This window comes from Pseudomonas sp. B6(2017), from assembly GCF_002112765.1.
GTDB classification, from domain to species: domain Bacteria; phylum Pseudomonadota; class Gammaproteobacteria; order Pseudomonadales; family Pseudomonadaceae; genus Aquipseudomonas; species Aquipseudomonas piscis.
In genome coordinates, this window is sequence record NZ_NEIQ01000020.1 from 57,110 (window position 1) to 79,455 (window position 22,346).

Below are 22,346 nucleotides of genomic sequence, written 5' to 3' on the forward strand. Positions count from 1 at the left end.
CCTTCGCTTCGACGGGATAGGCTCCAGACGTCGCTGACTACTCAGCGATCGGGCTTGGAAACCCGACGAGTTAAGCACAACATCACTCCCTCACGACTGCAGACGTTTACGGCTGCAGTCCCGTGTTATGGCAGTTGTGCGCGGGACGTTTTCGGACGTGCCGGTTCTTAGCTCCCGGTTTTCCAACCTGCGCACAGCTGCCACCCATTCGCTTGGAAACGAACGTGGCAGCTTCTTGGAGTTAAGGAGCAAGACCATGAACAAAACAGATCCGCCTGTACTTTCAGCGCTAAAAACTATCGGCCTCACCCTGTTCATCTACCGCGCAGAGCAACCATTGTTCCAGGTCAGCGCCGGCGTGCCCATTGGCGACGCCCTGGCCCAAGCCTCCGACCTGCTGTTCCTCGCCAAGGCCTTTGCCGAGGACGCCGCCTACAGCAAAGACACCGACCGCCATGCCTGGGCCGCGCATTACCTGACCGCCATGGGCAAGGCGGTGATTGACGACGTGGTGCAGGTGCTGAACCAGTGCTCTGCAAGCCATTAATCAAAGGCGACAAAAAAGCCCCCACAACCTCACTGTTTCGGGGGGCTTTTTTGTGGGCGGATGGTGCGATGTGAGGAGGGAAACCCAGGGGCTTTGAATGAAATTCGGCGGAAGCCATTATCTCGCCATCACCGATATCTCCAAGTAAACTCCCTCTATTTTTCAGGAAGGGATACCGACGATGAGCCAGCTGCCACTAGTCATCAACCTCTCAAGTAGCGCCTCGGGAAGGTTCGACGAAGGTAACGACATTTTGCAGCGCGACGCTATCAGGCGTCTCGACGCCCTGATCATCGAACAGGTAAACGGTATTTCCGAAGAGAGCGAAGACAGTTACGCAAAGGTTAAAGAAACCTCCTTGAGCTATACGCGCATCCACAATGCAATGCTCATTGAAGGTGGGCGCGGCAGCGGTAAGACCACCTTTCTTCTGAACGCACTACACCGACTGAACGCTGCGCAAAAGCCGGACAAATCAAAAGGATCAGAGATCGCCAAGGTAGCGGACAAACTTTACGTCCTGCCGATGATTGACCCGACCCTTATAGAAACCAAAGAAAACATCATCATCGTCATTCTGTCGATGATTGAAGCCGCCATTGCCCATCTAACGGACGATAGCGGCAAAATGGAGAAAGTACGGCAATCTCTAGCAGAAGGTCTCGGTCTACTGGATGGAATCGGACCGGACTCGGCCTACGGTAACGAATGGGAAGATGCCAACTGGGTCATGAGCCGCGGCCTGCATAAAGCCAAGAAAGGTCGAATGTTCGAGCTGAAGTTTGGCGTTTATCTTGAAACTGCATTGGCCATGCTCGATAAAAAAGCTTTCGTGATTGCCTTTGACGACGTCGATACCAACTTTAATCACGGCCACACGATCCTCGAGACAATCCGTAAGTACCTGACCTCTCCCCGCCTTGTTCTGTTGCTGTCCGGCGACCTGGATCTCTATGGCCGACTACTGCGGCGAAATATCTATAGCACGTTCGGCGAACAGGTCCTGAAATACGACCCCGAAGTCATCGGAGATGACAAGCGTAACCTTGGCCATGCTGTGCTCGAGCTGGAAGAACAGTACCTTCTGAAGATCGTACCGCCACAAAACCGGATTCCGATGCTGCCGTTGGGCGGAATCATGCAGCGCTCAGGTGTCTCCGTTAAGACCAGCGTGAAGGAGGAGAACGTACAAGATCTGGCTTTATGGGCTAACCAGCAGATTCGAAAGTTACTGCTCGAAAAAGATGGCCAGTCGCAGTCGTTCTTCGATTTCGTCTCCATGGAACACCTACGTCTAGTCATTGGCTATCTACAGGCACTTAATCAGGACGATAAAAAAGCCAGCCGCCAAATGATTTTGAAAGTGTTCGAAACTCGGCTGAGAACAAGCCAGGTCCCTACTGACCTCATTGAGCGAGGTAACTTCGATTACGCCCTGAGATCGGCTTTCCAATGGCTCACAAATCAGGATGATGCGCCTGATCTGCTGGAGTTCGGGGTGCCGGTTGATCCAGTTAGAGCCGTCGTGCTGCATTGCTTAGCGCTGGCACTTGCCCAAGGTCTTGAGGCGCATAACGGGGGGTCTCTGAGGGCGCTGTTCGCTCTGGCGCTACCAGTTACGATGATGCGACGTCCGGAAAACCTAGACAAAGACATTCGAACATCCATTTTCCGTTTTCTCTGGACCAACTCATCTCCGTCATTACCCGAAATCGCCGCACGTATCGGCACCATTGACAGGTCTCGCCGTCAAGAAATCGGCAAAGTACCGGCGAGTTCCTTCGGCTCGGTTGGGCTGACTCACAAGCTGACACAGAAAGAAAATCTACTTCGTGTGTATGGTTTAACCGCCCCGGTGAAGAGTGGCGATCGACCAACTATGGTGGAACTCGTCAAACTCAATGGACCACAACTCGATACCACTACCGCGAATTGGGTCTACCACGTGCAAAACGCGGGATATGGGGACCTACAGATCCGACAAAGTGTGAGCTGGTTCTCAATCGACGATCTCATCCAAGAACGAAGTGGAAAGTTCAGCGAGGTGCTGAGACTGATTGCCTATAAACGCTTCAGCGCACGTGGTGAAATGTTCCGGTCACTTTCAGCTCTATCACTTTTCGCAGTGATTGGGGACCTGTTGATGTCCAGCGACATTGGCGACCTAACTTCACATGCTGTATCCGCGACCATTCCTCCATTCAAGCGAGAAAAAACTCAAGATGACCTCAACTTTTCGACTGAAGCCGACGATGACCAGAGCGAAGAGGAGTCGAGTAGTGAAGAGGACACCGCCTACGTTCCGGATGATGGGCATTTCGACTACTTCGTGGAAAATCTCAGGGATTGGCACACCTTCGCTCGCAGCGACCGCCTGAACGCCGCAGTTTCTCCAGCGATGCTGGGAAGCATTGCTTCACGCATCCATGATGACCTGATGGACTTAGATGAAAAGGTCACATCGTCCTGGAAAAGCGGACAAATACTTCATCGACAGATTACTAACATCCTACACGGTATCCTCGTGCTCACTTCAGGTTTGCCGGGTCGCAAGGAAAGTCCAAAAGTTTCTGATCGACCGTTGCGCGAGGCACTTGGGCGCATTCAGGGAACTAGAACGGACGCCTCCCTTCATCCGTTGGCAGTCATTGTCCTTTCCTGCCCACTAGTCTGGGCTTTCCTGAACCCCCACGACGACGACAATCATGATGAATGGGCCGATAACCCACTAAGAGTTACCGCACTCGAAGCCTTGAAAGACTGGAGAGACCATCAGGAAGCGGAGAATCACAAGGTTTATCCGAGCTTCGAGAGCTGGCTGACGCCGCCGACGATCCAGATCAAAATCGGCCCCATCGTTCAGTCCGCCAACCAGCGCTCAGTTGCACTGGAGGGCTTCTACCATGTCCTGAATGTCGTCCCGCGTAATGTCACGAAATAAGTCCTCACCCTTTGCAAACGAGCTGTTTGAAGCCCATGAACTGGTGGACTACGCCAAATGTACGCTGTCCAACCTGGACCTGTTGCGCGCATTCGAACATTTGTCGAACTCGGCGTCCGACAAGATCGACGTGGCCAAACATTTCACCCAGGAGCAAAAGGGAACTCTGAACGAAGCCCATTGCACGGGACGTTTCGTGCAAATGCGCCGGCTCCATCCTGCGTTAACCGATGAGGGGGCAGAGAACCGGATTGCGCGCATCGTGAAGCGGATCAATGGCCGAGCGGCACTGCCCGATCAGTATCCCGACAGCCTGCGCCTGGGCTGTCCGCAGAAGCCGCAGACAGGGTCGGATGATGACCTGAATGGTAACTTGCCGGAACTGTTGTCCTGCCTGGGTGAAATGTTCCTCTGCGAGGGCAACGATGGTTCGATTCGTGTTCGGACAAGGCTGCTGGAGCCTTGGCAGGATCTGGTGCTGGTGGTTCCGCCGCTGCTGATTACATCAGCCTGGATAGCGCAGCGCCTGTACTTGCCCGACGCAACGCCGTCAGTTGATGAGCTGCAACACGCCGTCACCCGGATGAAGGCATGGCTGTGCGATTCCACCTTGCCGGTGGATGATGATCCGTTCCTCGATCACCTGTGCCGGACCGAGGGGCTGGATGAAACGCATCTGCACCTCAACGGCACAACCGAGGCAGAGAAGGTCTGGTGTGATGCATTGGAGCGGCCGGAACAGGTTGTCGGTGGACTAACCGCAAAGACCATCAAACCAGACAGCGGCATCAAGGTATTGATTGGCAATGGTGTAAAACGCTTGCTGCTGCAAGAAGATCTGGACCTCACACCGGAACGATTGATGCAACGGGTAAAAAACGCCGCCGCGCTCAAGGCGCGCCTGTTGAACCACGCCACAGCGAAAGTTGCCCCGACATTTGGCGAGTCTTCGGTCGCGGCCTACCGACGCGCACAGGAAAACTGCCTGCGGCGCATCGCTTCGCAGACACCCAAAGTGGTCAAGGAAGCCTGGCAGTTGGTAGTACTGTTCAAAGGCTTTAACGAAAACCGTATGGATTACACCAGCGGACTGCTCTTCTGGCACTACACGCTGCTGCGCGCGCAGTTCTGTCGCCTGTTGATCCAGCAATCGAACCAGAAAGGTTTCGACCAGTTTCAGAGCATCACGCTCAACGAATTACGTGAGGCGACGGAGAAAGACTACGCCGAGCGGTTCCGCCAGATTGAGCGTGGACAGCAGCAAGGCGTGGATTTTCTGGAAGGCCGATTCACTCCGAAAATGACCCCCGACGATACCGCGCTGTTGCTCGGACGTATTTTGCGCGGTTACCTGGAGTTTCTCGGCGAAGGTGTTGCGCGGCCGGCTGGGGTGATGCGCGAAGCACGCGAGTATCGTTCCCTTTCAGACTTACTGAGTCGGGTACGAAGGCTGGAAGTCGGGGACGACCAATTGCCTAACAGTTCGCGAGAACACCTCAGCCACAACCATATCCCACGCTCGTCCCGGCGCTTGCGTCTGGGACTGGTGCCGCACTTCGTCAAACAGACCCATAAAGATGAGCGTGAAGGCTTCTTTGGTGGTGGAAAATTACGCGCGATTTGCCGGGACGCGAAAGTCCGCCGCGAATCCGATCAGCGTGCGCGAGCACTCGTGTCACTGATCCAGCGGACACCCGGACTCGAAACGCTGATTCGCGGTATCGATGCCGCGAGCAATGAACGCCACGCAGGCCCCGAAGTATTCGCCCCGGTGTTTCGGCGCATGCGCCATGCCGGAATCCGCCGTTTCACCTATCACGCCGGAGAGGACTTCGGGCACATCGTCTCCGGGATCCGGGCGATCCACGAAGCGGTGGTTTTCCTCGACTTCGATGCGGGATGCCGAATCGGCCACGGCACGGCATCGGGACTGGACCCGAAAGCATGGTGGGAAGCGGTCAGCGGCTACGTGGTCATGCCGGCGGAGGATCGGCTGGACGACCTGGTGTTCGCCAGAGAAATGCTGCTTTCAAGCCGGACACACATTGATCGCCTGCCATTGATCGAAGCGGAGATCCAACGCCTGTCGATGAAGATCTGGAACGAACCACGCATCACCCCTGACCTCCTCGCCGAAGCCTGGAAACTGCGTTCACTTGATCCCCTAGCGCAGAACGTGAGCCTGGAGGATGTGGACCCCAATCGAAGGTTCGAGGCTCGCTACTTTGACAACGCACTTCAACACAACTCAAGTGCGCTTAAACACTTCTTGCGTCGGCACGGAATAGAGGCGAAAAGCGAGGAGCTGAAGGCAGCACGCGAGGAGGTAGTCGTTTCGCAGGAAAACGATGTATTGCGCCCCAAAGTCATACGTGCCCTGCAGAACGCAGTGCTGAGATTGCTGCGCGAACGTTCGATTGCAATTGAAACGCTACCCAGCAGCAACCTGCGGATTAGCATCCACAAATGCTACAACGACCATCATGCGCGCAACTGGCTGGGCTTGGGTAAAAAGCCTATGGAGGGTCCTGTCAGTGTGGTCATCGGCTCGGACGACCCAGGGATCTTTGCCACCGGTTTGCGCCTGGAATACGCCCACCTTTCGCGCATGCTGCACGCCCATGTCATGTCGCCCGAAAGTGCCAAGGAATTGCTTCGTCGGATGTGCGTGGAAGCCAAGCAGTACCGCTTTTGAAAGACAGGACTGGGATCATGAAAAACAAAAAGCCCCACCTGCAGCAAAGCTGATGGGGCTTTTTTGTAAAGGCAGCTTACATCTCGACCTGGGTTCCCAGCTCGATCACACGGTTCACCGGCAGCTTGAAGAAGCGCAGGTTGCCGTTGGCGTTCTTCAACATGAAGGCGAACAGCACTTCGCGCCAGCGGGCCATGCCCACCAACTTGGAGGCGATCACCGTCTCGCGGCTGAGGAAGTAGGTGGTACGCATCGGGCTGAAGTCCAGCTCGTCCAGGTGACACAGCTTCAGGGCCTCGGGCACGTCCGGCTCGTCGGTGAAGCCAAAGTGCAGGATCACCCGGAAGAAGCCTTCGCCGTAGGAGTCCACCTCGAACCGGCGCTGGGCCGGCACCCGTGGAATGTCCTCGTAGACCACCGTCAGCAACACCACTTGCTCATGCAGCACCTGGTTGTGCAGCAGGTTATGCAGCAAGGCGTGGGGCACGGCATCCGGGCGAGCGGTAAGAAACACCGCGGTGCCCTGCACTCGGTGCGGTGGCTGCACGCGGATGCTGCCGATGAAGATCGGCAACGGCAGGCCACCTTCGTCCAGGCGATCCACCAACAGCTCCTTGCCACGCTTCCAGGTGGTCATCAGGACGAACAACACGATCCCCGCCAGCACCGGGAAGGCACCGCCCTGGACGATCTTCGGTACGTTGGCGGCGAAGAACAGCCCATCCACCAGCAGGAAGCCCAGCAGGATCGGCATGATCAGTACCGGCGACCACTTCCACAGCAACAGCATCACCGCCGACACCAGGATGCTGGTGATCAGCATGGTGCCGGTCACCGCCACGCCATAGGCCGACGCCAGGGCCCCGGAGGACTCGAAGCCCAGCACCAGCAGGATCACCCCGACCATCAGCGACCAGTTCACCGCGCCGATGTAGATCTGCCCTTGTTCGGCGCTGGAAGTGTGCTGGATGTACATCCGCGGGATGTACCCCAGCTGGATGGCCTGGCGGGTCAGGGAAAAGGCGCCGGAAATCACCGCCTGGGAAGCGATCACCGTGGCCAGGGTCGCCAGCCCCACCAGCGGAATTAGAGCCCAACTCGGTGCCAGCAGGTAGAACGGGTTGCGTGCCGCCTCGGGGTTCTCCAGCAGCAACGCGCCCTGGCCGAAGTAGTTCAGCACCAGGGCCGGCAACACCAGGGCGAACCAGGCCCGGGCGATGGGCTTGCGCCCGAAGTGGCCCATGTCGGCATACAGCGCCTCGGCACCGGTCAGGGCCAGTACCACGGCCCCCAGGATCGCCACGCCCATGCCCGGATGGGAGATGAAGAAACGCACGGCCCACACCGGGTTCAACGCCTGCAGCACTTCAGGATGCTGGGCGATGCCGTGGATGCCCAAGCCTGCGAGGACCAGGAACCAGGCCACCATCACTGGGCCGAACAGCTTGCCGATGCGATCGGTGCCGTGCTTCTGGATCAGGAACAGCGCCACCAGCACTACCAGCGCCAGCGGTACCACCCAGTGCTCCAGGCCACTGAACGCCAGCTCCAGGCCTTCGACCGCCGAAAGTACCGAGATTGCCGGGGTGATCATGCTGTCGCCATAGAACAGCGAGGCGCCGATCAGGCCAAGGATCACCAGCACCGAACGCAAGCGCGGGTAGGAGGCCGATGCGCGCCGGGCCAGGGCGGTCAGGGCCATGATCCCGCCCTCGCCCTGGTTGTCGGCACGCAGGATGAACAATACGTACTTGATCGAGACGACCCAGACCAGCGACCAGAAGATCAGCGCCAGGATGCCGAACACCCCATCATGGTTGACCTGGACGCCATAACTGCCGGAAAAGACTTCTTTGAGGGTATAGAGCGGGCTGGTACCGATGTCGCCATAAACCACCCCTACCGCGGCGACCAGCATGCTCAAAGGCCGCGCGACCGAATGCTCGGCGCCCGCCGCCTGACTACTTGCCTGACCCATCCAATACTCCTGATTCCAGACCCGGCTTCTTAGAATGAAACGCTATGCTTTGGTATTGCAGCATGTGCGGCTTTACTTGTTGTTACAGACGTTTGATTGACTACAAGAATTCGCCTATGCGCAACGGCGCGAAGCATAGCGCAGCACTCGTCGTATTTCCCTGCATAAAGCTGGTCAAGTGCGCTGCTCATCGCTAGAATTGCGCACTTTTTGATCAGAGGCGCCCAAAGCGGCCGTTCACCGCCAGCGCATCCATCCAGATCGCCGAGCGGCCAGACACCTATACCGAGGTTAGACATGTCCACCCCTACCGCGCCAGCCAACCCCAAGGTCGGCTTCGTTTCCCTGGGTTGCCCCAAGGCTCTGGTCGACTCCGAGCGCATCCTCACCCAACTGCGCATGGAAGGCTATGACGTGGTGTCCACCTACCAGGACGCCGATGTCGTGGTGGTCAATACCTGTGGCTTCATCGACTCGGCCAAGGCCGAATCCCTGGAAGTGATCGGCGAAGCCATCAAGGAAAACGGCAAGGTCATCGTGACCGGCTGCATGGGCGTGGAAGAAGGCAACATCCGCGATGTGCACCCTAGCGTGCTGGCGGTGACCGGCCCACAGCAGTACGAGCAAGTAGTCAGCGCGGTGCATGAAGTGGTGCCACCGAAGCAGGACCACAATCCGCTGATCGACCTGGTGCCGCCACAGGGCGTCAAGCTGACCCCACGGCACTACGCCTACCTGAAGATTTCCGAAGGCTGCAACCACAGCTGCAGCTTCTGCATCATCCCGTCGATGCGTGGCAAGCTGGTCAGCCGCCCGGTGGGCGACGTGCTCGACGAAGCCCAGCGCCTGGTCAAGTCCGGGGTCAAGGAACTGCTGGTAATCTCCCAGGACACCAGCGCCTATGGCGTCGACGTCAAGTACCGCACCGGCTTCTGGAATGGCGCGCCGGTCAAGACCCGCATGACCGAACTCTGCGAAGCCCTGAGCACCCTGGGCGTCTGGGTCCGCCTGCACTACGTCTACCCGTATCCGCACGTCGACGAGCTGATCCCGCTGATGGCCGCCGGCAAGATCCTGCCGTACCTGGACATCCCGTTCCAGCACGCCAGCCCGAAAGTGCTCAAGGCCATGAAGCGCCCGGCCTTCGAGGACAAGACCCTGGCCCGGATCAAGAACTGGCGCGAAATCTGCCCCGAGCTGATCATCCGCTCCACCTTCATCGTCGGTTTCCCCGGCGAAACCGAGGAAGACTTCCAGTACCTGCTGGACTGGCTCACCGAAGCCCAGCTGGACCGCGTCGGCTGCTTCCAGTATTCCCCGGTCGAAGGCGCTCCGGCCAACGACCTGGACCTGGAAGTGGTGCCGGATGACGTCAAGCAGGATCGTTGGGAGCGCTTCATGGCGCACCAGCAGGAAATCAGCTCGGCACGCCTGCAACAGCGCGTCGGCAAGGAAATCGAAGTACTGATCGACGAAGTCGACGAGCAAGGCGCCGTGGGCCGCTGCTTCTTCGATGCCCCGGAGATCGACGGCAACGTCTTCATCGACAATGCCAGCCATCTGAAGCCGGGCGACAAGGTCCGCTGCCGGGTGACCGACGCCGACGAGTACGATCTCTGGGCCGAGATCCTGTAAGGCGTAAAAAAACTGCCAAGCCCCGCTCTCGCAACGAGATGCGGGGCTTTTTTAGGTCTATCGTTTGCTCTGGAATGTGCTTCAACCCAGGCCCAAGGAGCAGGCGGCATGCGCCAACATCCAGTCATCCATACCCCGAAATTCAGCGACTACCCGGAACTGACCCAGGTCTGGGAAGCCTCGGTACGCGCCACCCACGATTTTCTCCCGGATAGCTATATCGAACTGCTGAGGAACCTGGTGCTGACCCGCTACCTGGATGCGGTGATGCTGATCTGTACCCGCGACCAGCGCCAGCGCATCAGTGGTTTCGCCGGGGTCGCGGCGGGCAAGGTAGAGATGCTGTTCATCCATCCGGACCACCGCGGCCAGGGCCTGGGGCGGCAGTTGCTGCACTACGCCGTGGAACACATGAATGCCATCCAGCTGGACGTCAACGAACAGAACCCCCAGGCCCTGGGGTTCTACTTCAAGCAAGGGTTCGAGATCGTCGGTCGCTCGGAACAGGATGGCATGGGCCAGCCCTACCCTCTGCTGCACATGCGCCTGAAGCAACCACAGGCGCAGGCGCGAAGCGGCTAATGGCCACAGCCGGTAAATGGACCCGCGATTAACCGGCGCCAGGCAGGTACAATAGCTGCCCTCTTTTACAACGGCCCCTGTCATGACCGACCCGATTCGTCTCTCCAAACGCCTCATCGAACTGGTCGGCTGCTCCCGCCGGGAAGCCGAGCTGTTCATCGAAGGCGGCTGGGTCACCGTGGATGGCGAAGTCATCGACGAGCCACAGTTCAAGGTCGGCGCCCAGAAGGTGGTCCTCGACCCCGAGGCCAAGGCCACCGCTCCGGAGCCTGTGACCATCCTGCTCAACGTGCCCGCCGGCCAGGACGTGGAAAGCGCCCGGCTGTCGATCAGTGCTGCCAGCCTGTCGGATGAGCATCGCTTCGGCAAACGTCCTCTGCGCGGGCATTTTGCCCGCCTCAATGCCAGCGACGACCTGCAACCCGGCGCCAGCGGCCTGTTGGTGTTCACCCAGGACTGGCGGGTTCAGCGCAAGCTCAGTGCCGATGCCTCCAAGATCGAGCAGGAATACCTGGTCGAGGTTTCCGGGCAGATGATCGAGCACGGCTTCAACCGCCTGAACCACGGCGTGACCTACAAGGGCCGCGAGCTGCCGCCGGTGAAGGCCAGCTGGCAGAGCGAGAACCGCCTGCGCTTCGCCTTGAAGAATCCACAACCCGGGATGATCGCGCTGTTCTGCCAGGCTGTCGGCCTGCAGGTCATCGCCATTCGCCGAATCCGCATCGGCGGCGTATCGATCGGCAAGGTGCCGCTGGGCCAATGGCGCTACCTGTCGGCCAAAGAGAAATTCTGAATTCCCCAGCCCCTGCCCTCGTTCGGGACAGGTGCACAGACCAGGACCTCAACATGATCCACAACGATGTACTGCGCAGCGTGCGCTACATGCTCGACATCAGCGACCAGAAGATGGTCGATATCATCAAGCTCACCGGTTTCAGCGCCAGCCTGGAAGAAATCGTCAGCTACCTGAAGAAGGACGAGGAAGAAGGCTTCGTGCGCTGCCCGGACCAGACCATGGCGTACTTCCTCGATGGCCTGGTGATCTTCAAGCGCGGCAAGGATGACAGCCGCCCGCCGCTGCCGATCGAACTGCCGGTGACCAACAACATCATCCTGAAGAAATTGCGCGTAGCCTTCGAATTGAAGGAAGACGACATGCATGCCGTGCTCAAGGCGGCCAACTTCCCGGTGTCCAAGCCAGAGTTGAGCGCCCTGTTCCGCAAGTCCGGGCACAACAACTACCGGCCTTGCGGTGACCAGCTGCTGCGCAACTTCCTCAAGGGCCTGACCCTGCGCGTGCGCGGCTAAGCCTGGCGACCATGGCCTACAGCGTCTCCCCCATCGGCTTCGTGCGCTCCTGTTTCAAGGAGAAGTTCGCCATCCCGCGCCAGCCGCAATTGGCACCAGCCGCCCGTGGTGTGCTGGAGCTGATACCGCCCTTCGACCAGGGCGACGCGGTCCAGGGGCTGGAGCAGGTCAGCCATGTCTGGCTGCTGTTCCTGTTCCACCAGGCCCTGGAGGACAAGCCACGACTCAAGGTGCGCCCACCACGCCTGGGGGGCAACAAGTCCATGGGCGTCTTCGCCACCCGGGCCACCCACAGGCCCAACGGCATAGGCCAGTCGGTGGTCAAGCTGGACCGTGTGGAGGCGAATCGCCTGTGGATCTCCGGCATCGACCTGCTGGATGGCACGCCGATCCTCGACGTCAAGCCCTACGTGCCCTATGCCGACAGCATCGCCGGGGCCAGCAATGAAATCGCCAGCAGCGCGCCGCTGCTCATTCCGGTGCAATGGCAACCCCAGGCCCTGGAACAAGCGCAGCTGCACGCCTTGCGCCTGCAGGAGCCATTGCTGGAACTGATCGAGCAGTGCCTGGCCCAGGACCCTCGTCCGGCCTATCAGGTGCCCAGTCCGGAGCGCGAGTACGGTGCCCAGTTCTGGGACCTGGACGTGCGCTGGCATTACCCCGAGCCCGGACTGATCCGGGTATTGGCAGTGGTGCCGGCCAACTGATCCTGCACAAACAAAAAAGCCCGCGTTGCCTGTGAAGGCAACGCGGGCTTTTTGCTCGATGCGAGGCGCTTACTTCTCGACGAAGGCGCGCTCGATCAGGTAGTCACCCGGCTCGCGCATGCGCGGCGAGACGGTCAGGCCGAAGCTGTTGAGCACTTCACTGGTCTCGTCCAGCATGCTCGGGCTGCCGCACAGCATGGCGCGATCGTCCTGCGGGTTGATCGGCGGTAGGCCGATGTCGCGGAACAGCTTGCCGCTGCGCATCAGGTCGGTCAGGCGGCCTTCGTTCTCGAATGGCTCGCGAGTCACGGTGGGGTAGTAGATCAGCTTCTCGCGCAGGGCCTCACCGAAGAACTCGTTCTGCGGCAGGTGCTCGGTGATGAACTCGCGATAGGCGACTTCATTGACGTAGCGAACGCCGTGGCACAGGATCACTTTCTCGAACCGCTCGTAGGTTTCAGGATCCTGGATCACGCTCATGAACGGCGCCAGGCCAGTGCCGGTGCTGAGCAGATAGAGGTGCTTGCCAGGCTTCAGGTCATCCAGAACCAGGGTACCGGTTGGTTTCTTGCTGATGATGATCTCATCGCCTTCCTTCAGGTGCTGCAGCTGGGAGGTCAGCGGACCGTCAGGAACCTTGATGCTGAAGAATTCGAGATGCTCTTCCCAGTTCGGGCTGGCAATGGAGTAAGCACGCATAAGCGGACGGCCGTTGGGCTGTTGCAGGCCGATCATCACGAACTGACCGTTCTCGAAGCGCAGGCCCGGGTCGCGGGTGCACTTGAAGCTGAACAGAGTGTCGTTCCAGTGATGAACACTGAGGACACGCTCGTGGTTCATGTTGCTCATGTACGGGGACTCCTAGAAATTGCCTGCGCTGACCATGAGCGCAATTGCACAGCATTCTAATGGCAGCGACAATATCTGTTAACTGGATTATTAAGATAAGGGTTATCGGTTATATCGATATGCGATTCACTCTCCGTCAACTCCAGGTTTTCGTCGCCGTCGCCCAGCAAGAGAGCGTCTCCCGGGCCGCTGGGCTCCTGGCCCTGTCGCAGTCGGCAGCGAGCACCTCGATCACCGAACTCGAGCGCCAGTCCAGTTGCCAGCTGTTCGATCGGGCCGGCAAACGCCTGAGCCTCAATGCCCTGGGCAAGCAATTGCTGCCTCAAGCCGTGGCACTGCTGGACCAGGCCAAGGAAATCGAAGACCTGCTCAATGGCAAGTCCGGTTTCGGCTCGCTGTCGGTGGGCGCGACCCTGACCATCGGCAATTACCTGGCGACCTTGCTGATCGGCAGCTTCATGCAGGTGCACCCTGAAAGCCAGGTCAAGCTCCATGTGCAGAACACTGCGCATATCGTGCAACAGGTCGCCCACTACGAAATTGATCTGGGTCTAATCGAAGGCGACTGCAACCATCCGGATATAGAAGTGCAAAGCTGGGTCGAGGACGAACTGGTGGTGTTCTGCGCCCCCCAGCACCCGCTGGCCAAGCGTGGCCACGCCACCATGGAGGACCTGACCCGCGAGGCGTGGATCCTGCGGGAACAAGGCTCGGGCACGCGGCTGACCTTCGACCAGGCCATGCGTCATCACCGCAGCGCCCTGAACATTCGCCTGGAGCTGGAGCATACGGAGGCCATCAAGCGCGCCGTGGAATCGGGATTGGGCATTGGCTGCATCTCCAGGCTGGCCCTGCGCGACGCATTTCGCCGCGGCAGCCTGGTACCGGTGGAAACACCGGGCCTGGACCTGGCCCGGCAGTTCTATTTCATCTGGCACAAGCAGAAGTACCAGACCTCGGCGATGCGCGAGTTCCTCGAGCTTTGCCGCGCCTTCACTTCCGGTGTACGGCGCAGCGACGAGATAGTGCTACCGAGCATTCCCTAGATCAGGATCACCGCCCAGACGATGGTGATCATGCTCAGGGCGATGAACTGCGCCGCGCTGCCCATGTCCTTGGCGTTCTTCGACAACGGGTGGCGATCCAGGGAGATCCGGTCGATGGCCGCCTCCACCGCCGAGTTGAGCAACTCGACGATCAGCGCCAACAGGCAGACGGCGATCAACAATGCACGCTCGACCCGGCTGACATCGAGCAGGAAGCTCAGGGGTACGAGGATCACATTGAGCAGCACCAATTGGCGGAAAGCCGCTTCACCGGTGAAGGCCGCGCGCAGGCCATCGAAGGAATAGCCAGTGGCGTTGAGGATGCGTTTGAGACCGGTTTGACCTTTGAAAGGCGACATAAGCTGGGCAACTGCAAGAAAAGGTGTGGGGAAGCTAGTTCAACCAAGGTCAAAAAAACGTGAACGAAAATTCGATCAATGGCCGGAAATTGACTCAAGTTGTTGCAAGAGCAACGCCGCCTGGGTCCGGGTACGAACACCCAATTTGCGGAAGATCGCGGTCACGTGGGCCTTGATCGTCGCCTCCGACACGTTCAGCTCATAAGCGATCTGCTTGTTCAGCAACCCTTCGCACACCATGGTCAGCACCCGGAACTGCTGCGGCGTCAAGCTTGCCAGGCCTTCGCTGGCGGCCTTGGCCTCGTCCGAGACGCTGACCTGCTCGAAGGCCTGCGGCGGCCACCAGACATCACCGTCGAGCACACTGCGCACGGCCTGCTGGATGACTTCCAGGGAACTGGACTTGGGAATGAAACCGCTGGCCCCGAACTCGCGGGAGCGCACCATCACGGACGCCTCTTCCTGAGCCGAAACCATTACCACGGGAATCTGTGGATATTGGCCGCGCAACAGCACCAGCCCGGAAAAGCCGTAGGCGCCGGGCATGTTCAGGTCCAGGAGGACCAGGTCCCAATCGGCTTTCTCGGTAAGGCGGGTTTCCAGTTCGGCGATGCTCGCCACTTCAACCAGGCGCACGTCGGAACCCAGGCCCAAGGTAACGGCCTGGTGCAGCGCACTGCGAAAAAGCGGGTGGTCATCGGCAATCAGGATTTCGTATGTGGCCATTTTTCAGATGATCCTGTTTTCATGGCAGGACTGATGCATTCAATCCTCACCAAAGCACGGGGCTCGCCAGAATGCGGCACCCAAAGAGCACGAACGCCGCGAAAAGCCTGAGTAAAACGGCGGTTCAAACAGCGCTGGCGCCCTAACCGGCGCCAAGCATGCCCAGCGAAGCCGGGGTGGTCAAGTTCGAAGCTTTGCGGCATCTTGGCCAGCTAACTAATAAGAGAGCCATCATGCGCAGCCAAGCCTTGCGTGCCGACGCCCTGATGCTGGTCACCGCAGTGATCTGGGGCTCGGCCTTCGTCGCACAAACCTCCGGCATGAACCATATCGGCCCCTTCCTTTATTCCGGCCTGCGTTTCGCCCTTGGATCGCTGTGCCTGCTACCACTGGTGCTGCGCCGCCCGGCCAGTGACCGGCCGTCCGAACCCATGCTCACCCAAGGCCTGCTGCTGGGGGGCGTGCTCATGGGCCTGGCGCTGGCCCTGGGGATCAACCTGCAACAAGTCGGGTTGATGTTCACCAGCGTCACCAATGCCGGATTCATCACCGGCCTGTATGTCATTGTAGTGCCGCTGCTGGGCTTGCTGATCGGCCACCGAACCGGGCTGGGTACTTGGCTTGGCGCGGTACTGGCCGTGGTGGGCATGTTCCTGTTGAGTGTCGGCGCCCATTTCCATGTCGCGCCGGGCGACTGGCTGCAACTAATTGGCGCCTTCGTCTGGGGCGGCCATGTAATCCTGGTGGGCCTCTTTGCCAGCCGTCACGATCCGATTCGCCTGGCCTTCCTGCAATTCGCCACCTGCTCGGTGGTGAGCCTGGCCCTTGCCTTGTGCCTGGAACCCATCGACTGGCCTGCCATAGTCGACGCCGGGCCAGCCATTCTTTATGGCGGCGTGGTTGCCGTCGGCATCGGCTACACCCTGCAGGTGATCGCCCAGAAAGACGCCATCGCTTCCCATGCGGCGATCATCCTGTCCCTGGAAGCGGTGTTCGCAGCCATTGCCGGAGCCTGGCTGCTGGATGAATCACTGCAAATGCGCGGCTACATCGGCTGCGCCTTGATGCTTACGGGAATGCTGGTGGCGCAACTCTGGCCCCAGGCCCCACGACTAAACGCCGAGGCTAGACAAAAGGCTTGAGCCGGGCATGGACTTCGTCATCCGGATCGATCGCCTTCTGGAATTTCGCCGACAGGTAGTGGGTGCTGAACACATCGAGGTAGGCATCCAGTACCTGGCTGACCTGGTCGTCCCCGGCCAGTTCCAGGCATAACGCCGCCACCTGCGCCGTACAAAAGTGATCGTCACGTTTGGAACGGCGCAGCTTGTAACGTGAAAGCCGCTCGGACGAAAGACTCAGCACCGGCAGATGCTCCAGGTACGGGCTCTTGCGGAACATCTTGCGGGCTTCACTCCAGGTGGCGTCCAGCAGGATGAACAGCGGACGCTTGCCCTCCTGGCGCCGGACCTCGGTAACCACCCGCTCCGGTGCCACGAACTCCCCCGGAAACACGATATACGGCTGCCATTGCGGATCGGCCAGAAGCGCCAGCAACTGTGGATCCACCTCGGTGCGCGACCAGTGAAACGCCGAAGTATCGGCAACCACGTCGGCGATCAGCCAGCCGGTATTGCTCGGTTTGAGCGGCTCGACATCGTGCATCACCAGGCACATGGCCGAGTCGGCCGTGACCTTGGGGCGCCAGGCACACAGGCAATGGCTGGGGATCACCCGGCAACGCGGGCAGCGTTCAGCCCGGGAACCACGGGCGACAAAAGGCTTGAGCACGCGAGCCATACGCTGGTCGCGTAGACGGGAAACCGCGTGGCTCATCGCTGGCCACACCGGCAAGAAGAGAGAATCGACACGAAAATGACTCGAAGGGGAAAAGTCGCGCAAGTTTATCAGAGCTCTCCATGCAAACCTGTACCGCCTTCCCGACTCTGCACCTATAATCCGACGCCACTGAACGCACAGTCGAGTGACTGGTCGAAGCATCAGTCACTGCACCAGGAGAGTTTCATGTTGCGCTTTACCATTCCTACCGTCGCCCTTCTGCTGGCCCTGCCCCTGGGTGCCCAGGCGGCGTCGCTGCAAGAATTCGAATTGAGCAAGATGCTGGAGAAGGTCGCAGCGGAGAGCAACATCGGCACTCCCCGGGAAATCAACGAGAACATCCTCGACCAGGGCTACACCGTTGACGGCAAGGAACTGATCAACCACTTGAGCGTCCAGGCTGCCCACGCCGCGCAAATGCGCGCCAACCCCAAGGCCGTCTACCTGCAACTGGGAGCCAGCGTCTGCCGCAACCCCAACTATCGCAAGCTGATGGCCAAGGGCGCGGTCATGCGCTACGAGTTCACCGAAAACCGGACCAACCGCCCTGTGGCCTCCGCGCGCTTCCAGGAATCGGACTGCCCAGCGCAAGGCGCCTCAAAGAAGAAATGATCAATCGTGGGTTGCGCGTCGCTGTTGATCGTCGGCGCGCAACTCCGCTACCAGAGCCTGTAAATAAGGCGAAGCTCGTTCCTTTCCCGCCAAACGGCGGCGACACTCCTCCTCCAGGCTCAATCCGTGGGCCGCCGCGGCTTCCTGTAACAGCTGGTAGAGTTGCTGATCGATATCCAGCGTGACCGTGGTCATCCATTGCCTCCATGCCCCTGGCCGATGCCGACGAAACCACGCAAACCTCGTCCTGGACTCGCTTCCAGGTCATGCGCTACCACTTAGTAAATCAGAGCTTGCAAGCGCTGCCGCCCCTTCTGATAAGCGGCGCGCACAGCTGAAAAATCAGCAAGAAGCGGTTGCCAGCCAAGACTGCATGGGCACATGATCGAGCCATATCCAGAGATTCCCGATGATTGCCCACGGCGGTTCAGGAGGCCGCCAACCGCGTCTTGCAGTGCGAGTTTTTTCTCAAATAAAGGAAAGCAGGACCTCTGAGGACGAGCCGGCCACGCCCCACAATCGCCAGTCGTGACCGGATCGAAGAACTGCCCAGGCCGCCAAGCCAGGCAGGCAGCGACACAGGCAGTGTCGTGGCGCGCTGGCACGTGCCGGGCGTGCATCAGGTTCTGTGCAGAAGGAGAAGCTGAATGCCCTACCAAACGAACGACCTGCTGGCCCGCCACTTTCAAAGCAATGGCATCGATCTCACCAGCCAGGTCGAAGAGCAACTTACCCTGATCGCCCCCAACAGTCCGAACATCCCTCTTTATCGCGATATGGTCCTTACCGTCCTGCGCATGGCCGAGGAGGACCTCAACCGCTGGAACGCCAAGATCACCTTGCAGGCCCTACGGGAACTGGAGCACGCTTTCAGGGTGCTCGAGCAATTCAAGGGCCGGCGCAAGGTAACGGTGTTCGGCTCGGCCCGCACTCCCAGCGAACATCCGCTATATGCCATGGCCAGGGAACTGGGGGCAGCCCTGGCTCGCTCGGACCTGATGGTCATTACCGGAGCCGGCGGCGGCATCATGGCCGCGGCCCACGATGGCGCCGGACTGGAGCACAGCCTGGGCTTCAACATCACCCTGCCCTTCGAACAACACGCCAACCCAACCGTTGGTGGTACCGAAAACTTGCTGTCATTCCACTTCTTCTTCACCCGCAAGCTGTTCTTCGTCAAGGAAGCCGACGCCCTGGTCCTGTGCCCCGGCGGCTTCGGCACCCTCGATGAGGCACTTGAAGTGCTGACCCTGATCCAGACCGGCAAGAGCCCGCTGGTACCCGTGGTGTTGCTGGACACTCCCGGTGGGCAGTTCTGGCAAGGTGCCCTGGATTTCATCCACAACCAACTGGAAGCCAATCGCTACATCCTGCCCAGCGACATGAAGTTGATGCGCCTGGTGCACAGCACCGAAGAAGCGGTGCAGGAAATCCAGCAGTTCTATGCCAACTTCCACTCCAGTCGCTGGCTCAAGCAGCAATTCGTCATCCGCATGAACCACAACCTCAATGAGCAGGCATTGCAGAGGATGCACGAGGAATTCGCCGACCTGTGCCTGAGCGGCCAGTTCCACCAGCATGCCTACAGCACCGAAGAGCAGGACGACGTGCAATTCAGCCATCTGGCGCGGTTGTCGTTCGCTTTCAATGCCCGAGACAATGGCCGCCTGCGCGAGCTGATCGACTTCATCAACCTGCCGGAAAACTGGTCCAGGCAACAAGCCAAGGCCGCACCACGAGAAAGGGAAACCAGCCAGGCCAACTGAGCAACACCATCGCCCGCTGCTTCATGCGGCGGGCAGCGTCTCAATCATCCAGGCCGCGACGACTAAACACGCGATTGATCATTTCCATGGGGTATCCACGGTATGCCAGGAAACGCCCTTGCCGGGCACGCTCCCGAGCATCGGCTGGTAGCTGCCCGGCGAACTTGCGCTGCCAGACATCCCGTAGTTGCTCCTGCCAGTCGATTCCGCACTCACGCAAGGCAAGTTCGATATCACTGCGTTGCAAACCACGCTGGCCAAGCTCTTCACGGATGCGCATAGGCCCGTAGCCCGAACGGGCACGGTAGGAAATGAAGCTTTCGAGATAGCGGGATTCGGACAACAAACCCTCTTCCGTCAAGCGGTCGAGGGCTGTGTCGATCATTTCAGGAGAGGCGCCGCGCTGACGCAACTTGCGCGTCAGCTCGACTCGACCATGCTCGCGTCGCGCGAGCAGGTCCATTGCAGCTCGCCGCACCGCGACGAGGGTATCGAGTACGGCGATCATCGGCTCAATCAGAAGTCAGCGTCAGCCATATCGTCTTCGGTTTCTTTGACCGGAGCAGACTTGGTATCTGGAGAACCACTCAACAGCTTGTCGCGGATCTGCTTCTCCAGCGCGTTGCCGATTTCCGGGTTGTCCTGCAGGAACTTGGCCGAATTGGCCTTGCCCTGGCCGATCTTGTTGCCCTGGTAGCTGTACCAGGCGCCGGATTTCTCCAGGAAGCCATGCAGCACACCCAGGTCGATGATCTCGCCGTTGAGGTAGATGCCCTTGCCGTAGAGGATCTGGAACTCGGCCTGGCGGAAAGGTGGAGCCACCTTGTTCTTGACGATCTTGACCCGAGTCTCGCTGCCCACCACCTCGTCGCCTTCCTTCACCGCGCCGGTACGGCGGATGTCGAGACGAACGGAAGCGTAGAACTTCAGGGCGTTACCACCGGTGGTGGTTTCCGGGCTACCGAACATCACGCCGATCTTCATACGGATCTGGTTGATGAAGATAACCAGGCAGTTGGCGTTCTTGATGTTACCGGTGATCTTGCGCAGCGCCTGGGACATCAGGCGGGCTTGCAGGCCCACGTGCATGTCGCCCATCTCGCCTTCGATCTCGGCCTTGGGTACCAGGGCTGCCACGGAGTCGACGATGATCACGTCAACTGCGTTGGAACGCACCAGCATGTCGGTGATTTCCAGGGCCTGCTCGCCGGTATCCGGCTGGGAAACCAGCAGGTCGTCGACATTGACGCCCAGCTTGCCAGCGTACTCTGGGTCCAGGGCATGCTCGGCGTCGACGAACGCGCAGGTAGCGCCGGCTTTCTGTGCCTGGGCGATGACCGACAGGGTCAGGGTAGTCTTACCGGACGACTCAGGACCGTAGATTTCAACGATACGGCCTTTCGGCAGGCCGCCAATGCCCAGAGCGATGTCCAGACCCAGAGAGCCAGTGGAAATGGCCGGGATGGCCTGGCGGTCATGATCGCCCATACGCATTACGGCACCCTTGCCGAATTGACGTTCGATCTGACCCAGGGCCGCAGCCAAGGCTTTCTTCTTGTTGTCGTCCATTAAAGTCCTCACGTAATCAATAAGGCCTGACGGCCAACACCTGTATAAGTAGCCAGTATTATTCCACAGCGTTCGCAGATCGCCTACCCCTGATTTGCGATTTCTGCCGCCGCATGTTGCAGCAGCCCCTCTAGGGCGGCCTTCACCGTTTGTCGGCGGACCTCATCGCGGTTGCCGGTGAAGTGCCGGCATTCGGTCACCAGCCGCTCGCCCACGCCCCAGGCCAGCCATACGGTGCCCACCGGCTTTTGCGGCGAACCGCCATCCGGTCCGGCGATGCCACTGACCGCCACGGCGAAACGCGCATGGCTGCGAGCCTGGGCGCCACGGACCATGGCCTCCACCACTTCGTGGCTAACCGCCCCCACCGACTCGAAAAGCCCCGTGGGCACTCCCAATTGCTCGGTCTTCTGGCGATTGGAATAGGTCACGTAGCCAGCCTCGAACCAGGCCGAGCTGCCCGGCACACGGGTGATGGCCTCGGCGATCCCGCCGCCCGTACAAGACTCCGCCGTACTGACGTGGGCATTGAGAACCTGCAGGCGACGGCCAAGTTCCGCGGCAAGCTGGGTGATTTCTTTCACGTTGATCTCCTGATGAGGCGGGCATGTGCCTAACCTACACCAGGCCCCATGGCTTGCAAGCGACACGCTGCCCCAAGGGCAGCGAGCCCGGCCCGGCAAAGAGCTCGCACCTCTGGTCAACCGGCACGACACTACACTTGGACTCTCAAAGGAGCTGCTCGCTGGACTAGCCCTGCCGGATCACGGCACTCACGGGAGAAGATCGTAGGTCAGCATGGCGCTGGAGTTTGAATTGACCGGAGCCCACCACACTCCCTGGCCTGCAGGAATCAGCACTTCATAGGGCATGGTGTGGGCACCAAGAGGGTTGGAGAAGAACGCGGGCGTCGCATTCAAGGAATAAGCCGTTGGCTTGACGCTACTGCAATAAAGCGTTCCACCATTGACGGAACAGGTCCGGATGACTGCACCAGAAACATTCTGGGCAGGCTCGATAAAAGTATGCAGAGAATCGCCATAACCTTTGTGATTGATGAATTTAGTGCCGACTCGAATGGGTTCCATAGGTCATGTTCCTGGAGTTGTTTGATTAAAAAGCGGCGAATGCCGCATGAATCGCTCGAGGCTCCAGGCCTTCACAACATCCGGTGTCTGGCCTCGAAG

General features: G+C 59.5%; 22 protein-coding genes. 12 read left to right on the forward strand and 10 right to left on the reverse strand.

Annotated features, from left to right (window positions below; all coding sequences use genetic code 11):
• Positions 1 to 256 precede the first annotated feature (256 nt).
• The 3 genes from CAG11_RS27780 (at position 257) to CAG11_RS27790 (ending at position 6,183) form a co-directional block, all read left to right on the forward strand.
• Positions 257 to 547 (forward strand): DUF3077 domain-containing protein, encoded by a 291-nt coding sequence (locus tag CAG11_RS27780; RefSeq protein ID WP_085599238.1) that lies wholly within the window; start codon positions 257 to 259, stop codon positions 545 to 547.
• Positions 548 to 728: 181 nt separating this feature from the next.
• Entirely contained in the window at positions 729 to 3,488 is a 2,760-nt protein-coding gene (locus tag CAG11_RS27785) for a hypothetical protein (RefSeq protein ID WP_085599240.1), read from the forward strand.
• Positions 3,475 to 6,183, forward strand: a complete 2,709-nt coding sequence (locus CAG11_RS27790) for a hypothetical protein (protein ID WP_085599242.1) — start codon at positions 3,475 to 3,477, stop codon at positions 6,181 to 6,183. The genes CAG11_RS27785 and CAG11_RS27790 overlap by 14 nt, the downstream gene beginning before the upstream one ends.
• Positions 6,184 to 6,259: 76 nt before the next feature.
• Here the strand turns inward: CAG11_RS27790 and CAG11_RS27795 are convergent, their stop codons facing one another.
• Positions 6,260 to 8,101 (reverse strand): potassium transporter Kup, encoded by a 1,842-nt coding sequence (locus CAG11_RS27795; protein WP_371857876.1) that lies wholly within the window; start codon positions 8,099 to 8,101, stop codon positions 6,260 to 6,262.
• A 357-nt stretch (positions 8,102 to 8,458) separates the two neighbouring features.
• On the opposite strand from CAG11_RS27795, the gene rimO reads away from it, so the two are divergent.
• The 5 genes from rimO (at position 8,459) to tsaA (ending at position 12,393) form a co-directional block, all read left to right on the forward strand.
• The gene (gene rimO, locus CAG11_RS27805) at positions 8,459 to 9,796 is read left to right on the forward strand and encodes a 30S ribosomal protein S12 methylthiotransferase RimO (protein ID WP_022642664.1); all 1,338 of its coding nucleotides are present in this window, start codon (positions 8,459 to 8,461) and stop codon (positions 9,794 to 9,796) included.
• A gap of 108 nt (positions 9,797 to 9,904) precedes the next feature.
• Positions 9,905 to 10,378, forward strand: a complete 474-nt coding sequence (locus CAG11_RS27810) for a GNAT family N-acetyltransferase (protein ID WP_085599246.1) — start codon at positions 9,905 to 9,907, stop codon at positions 10,376 to 10,378.
• Positions 10,379 to 10,460: 82 nt separating this feature from the next.
• A complete protein-coding gene (locus CAG11_RS27815) occupies positions 10,461 to 11,171 on the forward strand; it encodes an rRNA pseudouridine synthase (protein ID WP_022642662.1) in 711 nt (236 codons plus the stop codon).
• A 53-nt stretch (positions 11,172 to 11,224) separates the two neighbouring features.
• Complete coding sequence (locus tag CAG11_RS27820) at positions 11,225 to 11,686, forward strand: DUF1456 family protein (protein ID WP_022642661.1); 462 nt, start codon at positions 11,225 to 11,227, stop codon at positions 11,684 to 11,686.
• 11 nt (positions 11,687 to 11,697) lie between these two features.
• Positions 11,698 to 12,393, forward strand: coding sequence for a tRNA (N6-threonylcarbamoyladenosine(37)-N6)-methyltransferase TrmO (gene tsaA, locus CAG11_RS27825; protein WP_085599248.1), 696 nt, complete (start codon positions 11,698 to 11,700; stop codon positions 12,391 to 12,393).
• A gap of 69 nt (positions 12,394 to 12,462) precedes the next feature.
• Here tsaA and fpr read toward each other — a convergent pair whose 3' ends face one another.
• Positions 12,463 to 13,242 carry a ferredoxin-NADP reductase gene (gene fpr / locus CAG11_RS27830; RefSeq protein WP_003198368.1) on the reverse strand — a complete coding sequence of 260 codons (780 nt, stop codon included), beginning with the start codon at positions 13,240 to 13,242 and terminating at the stop codon, positions 12,463 to 12,465.
• Between the two features lie 119 nt (positions 13,243 to 13,361).
• Between fpr and CAG11_RS27835 the strand changes: the two genes are divergently transcribed.
• Positions 13,362 to 14,288: a LysR family transcriptional regulator gene (locus CAG11_RS27835; protein ID WP_053135597.1), complete on the forward strand. Its 927-nt coding sequence runs from the start codon at positions 13,362 to 13,364 to the stop codon at positions 14,286 to 14,288.
• On the opposite strand, the gene CAG11_RS27840 is transcribed toward CAG11_RS27835, so the two are convergent.
• Entirely contained in the window at positions 14,285 to 14,647 is a 363-nt protein-coding gene (locus CAG11_RS27840; RefSeq protein ID WP_022642657.1) for a diacylglycerol kinase, read from the reverse strand. The two genes, CAG11_RS27835 and CAG11_RS27840, sit on opposite strands and share 4 nt — an antisense overlap.
• Before the next feature lie 75 nt (positions 14,648 to 14,722).
• Positions 14,723 to 15,373 (reverse strand): response regulator transcription factor ErdR, encoded by a 651-nt coding sequence (gene erdR, locus CAG11_RS27845; RefSeq protein ID WP_022642656.1) that lies wholly within the window; start codon positions 15,371 to 15,373, stop codon positions 14,723 to 14,725.
• Positions 15,374 to 15,606: 233 nt separating this feature from the next.
• Here erdR and CAG11_RS27850 point away from each other — a divergent pair, with 233 nt between their 5' ends.
• Positions 15,607 to 16,515, forward strand: a complete 909-nt coding sequence (locus tag CAG11_RS27850; protein ID WP_085599250.1) for a DMT family transporter — start codon at positions 15,607 to 15,609, stop codon at positions 16,513 to 16,515.
• On the opposite strand, the gene CAG11_RS27855 is transcribed toward CAG11_RS27850, so the two are convergent.
• Positions 16,499 to 17,209, reverse strand: a complete 711-nt coding sequence (locus CAG11_RS27855) for a tRNA-uridine aminocarboxypropyltransferase (RefSeq protein WP_085599252.1) — start codon at positions 17,207 to 17,209, stop codon at positions 16,499 to 16,501. The two genes, CAG11_RS27850 and CAG11_RS27855, sit on opposite strands and share 17 nt — an antisense overlap.
• A 189-nt stretch (positions 17,210 to 17,398) precedes the next feature.
• Here CAG11_RS27855 and CAG11_RS27860 point away from each other — a divergent pair, with 189 nt between their 5' ends.
• Positions 17,399 to 17,824 (forward strand): quorum-sensing-regulated virulence factor family protein, encoded by a 426-nt coding sequence (locus CAG11_RS27860; protein ID WP_022642653.1) that lies wholly within the window; start codon positions 17,399 to 17,401, stop codon positions 17,822 to 17,824.
• Here CAG11_RS27860 and CAG11_RS27865 read toward each other — a convergent pair whose 3' ends face one another.
• The gene (locus tag CAG11_RS27865) at positions 17,825 to 18,019 is read right to left on the reverse strand and encodes a hypothetical protein (RefSeq protein WP_085599254.1); all 195 of its coding nucleotides are present in this window, start codon (positions 18,017 to 18,019) and stop codon (positions 17,825 to 17,827) included. It lies immediately after the preceding gene.
• A gap of 452 nt (positions 18,020 to 18,471) precedes the next feature.
• Between CAG11_RS27865 and CAG11_RS27870 the strand changes: the two genes are divergently transcribed.
• Positions 18,472 to 19,590 (forward strand): LOG family protein, encoded by a 1,119-nt coding sequence (locus tag CAG11_RS27870; protein ID WP_085599256.1) that lies wholly within the window; start codon positions 18,472 to 18,474, stop codon positions 19,588 to 19,590.
• Between the two features lie 40 nt (positions 19,591 to 19,630).
• Here the strand turns inward: CAG11_RS27870 and recX are convergent, their stop codons facing one another.
• The 4 genes from recX to CAG11_RS33385 all read right to left on the reverse strand — a co-directional run bounded on the left by recX (position 19,631) and on the right by CAG11_RS33385 (position 22,247).
• Complete coding sequence (gene recX, locus CAG11_RS27875) at positions 19,631 to 20,098, reverse strand: recombination regulator RecX (protein WP_022642650.1); 468 nt, start codon at positions 20,096 to 20,098, stop codon at positions 19,631 to 19,633.
• Between the two features lie 8 nt (positions 20,099 to 20,106).
• Positions 20,107 to 21,159 carry a recombinase RecA gene (gene recA, locus CAG11_RS27880; protein ID WP_053135606.1) on the reverse strand — a complete coding sequence of 351 codons (1,053 nt, stop codon included), beginning with the start codon at positions 21,157 to 21,159 and terminating at the stop codon, positions 20,107 to 20,109.
• A gap of 83 nt (positions 21,160 to 21,242) precedes the next feature.
• On the reverse strand, positions 21,243 to 21,743 hold the full coding sequence (locus CAG11_RS27885; RefSeq protein ID WP_022642647.1) for a CinA family protein: 501 nt from the start codon (positions 21,741 to 21,743) through the stop codon (positions 21,243 to 21,245).
• Positions 21,744 to 21,932: 189 nt separating this feature from the next.
• On the reverse strand, positions 21,933 to 22,247 hold the full coding sequence (locus CAG11_RS33385; protein WP_143494780.1) for a hypothetical protein: 315 nt from the start codon (positions 22,245 to 22,247) through the stop codon (positions 21,933 to 21,935).
• Positions 22,248 to 22,346: the final 99 nt, after the last annotated feature.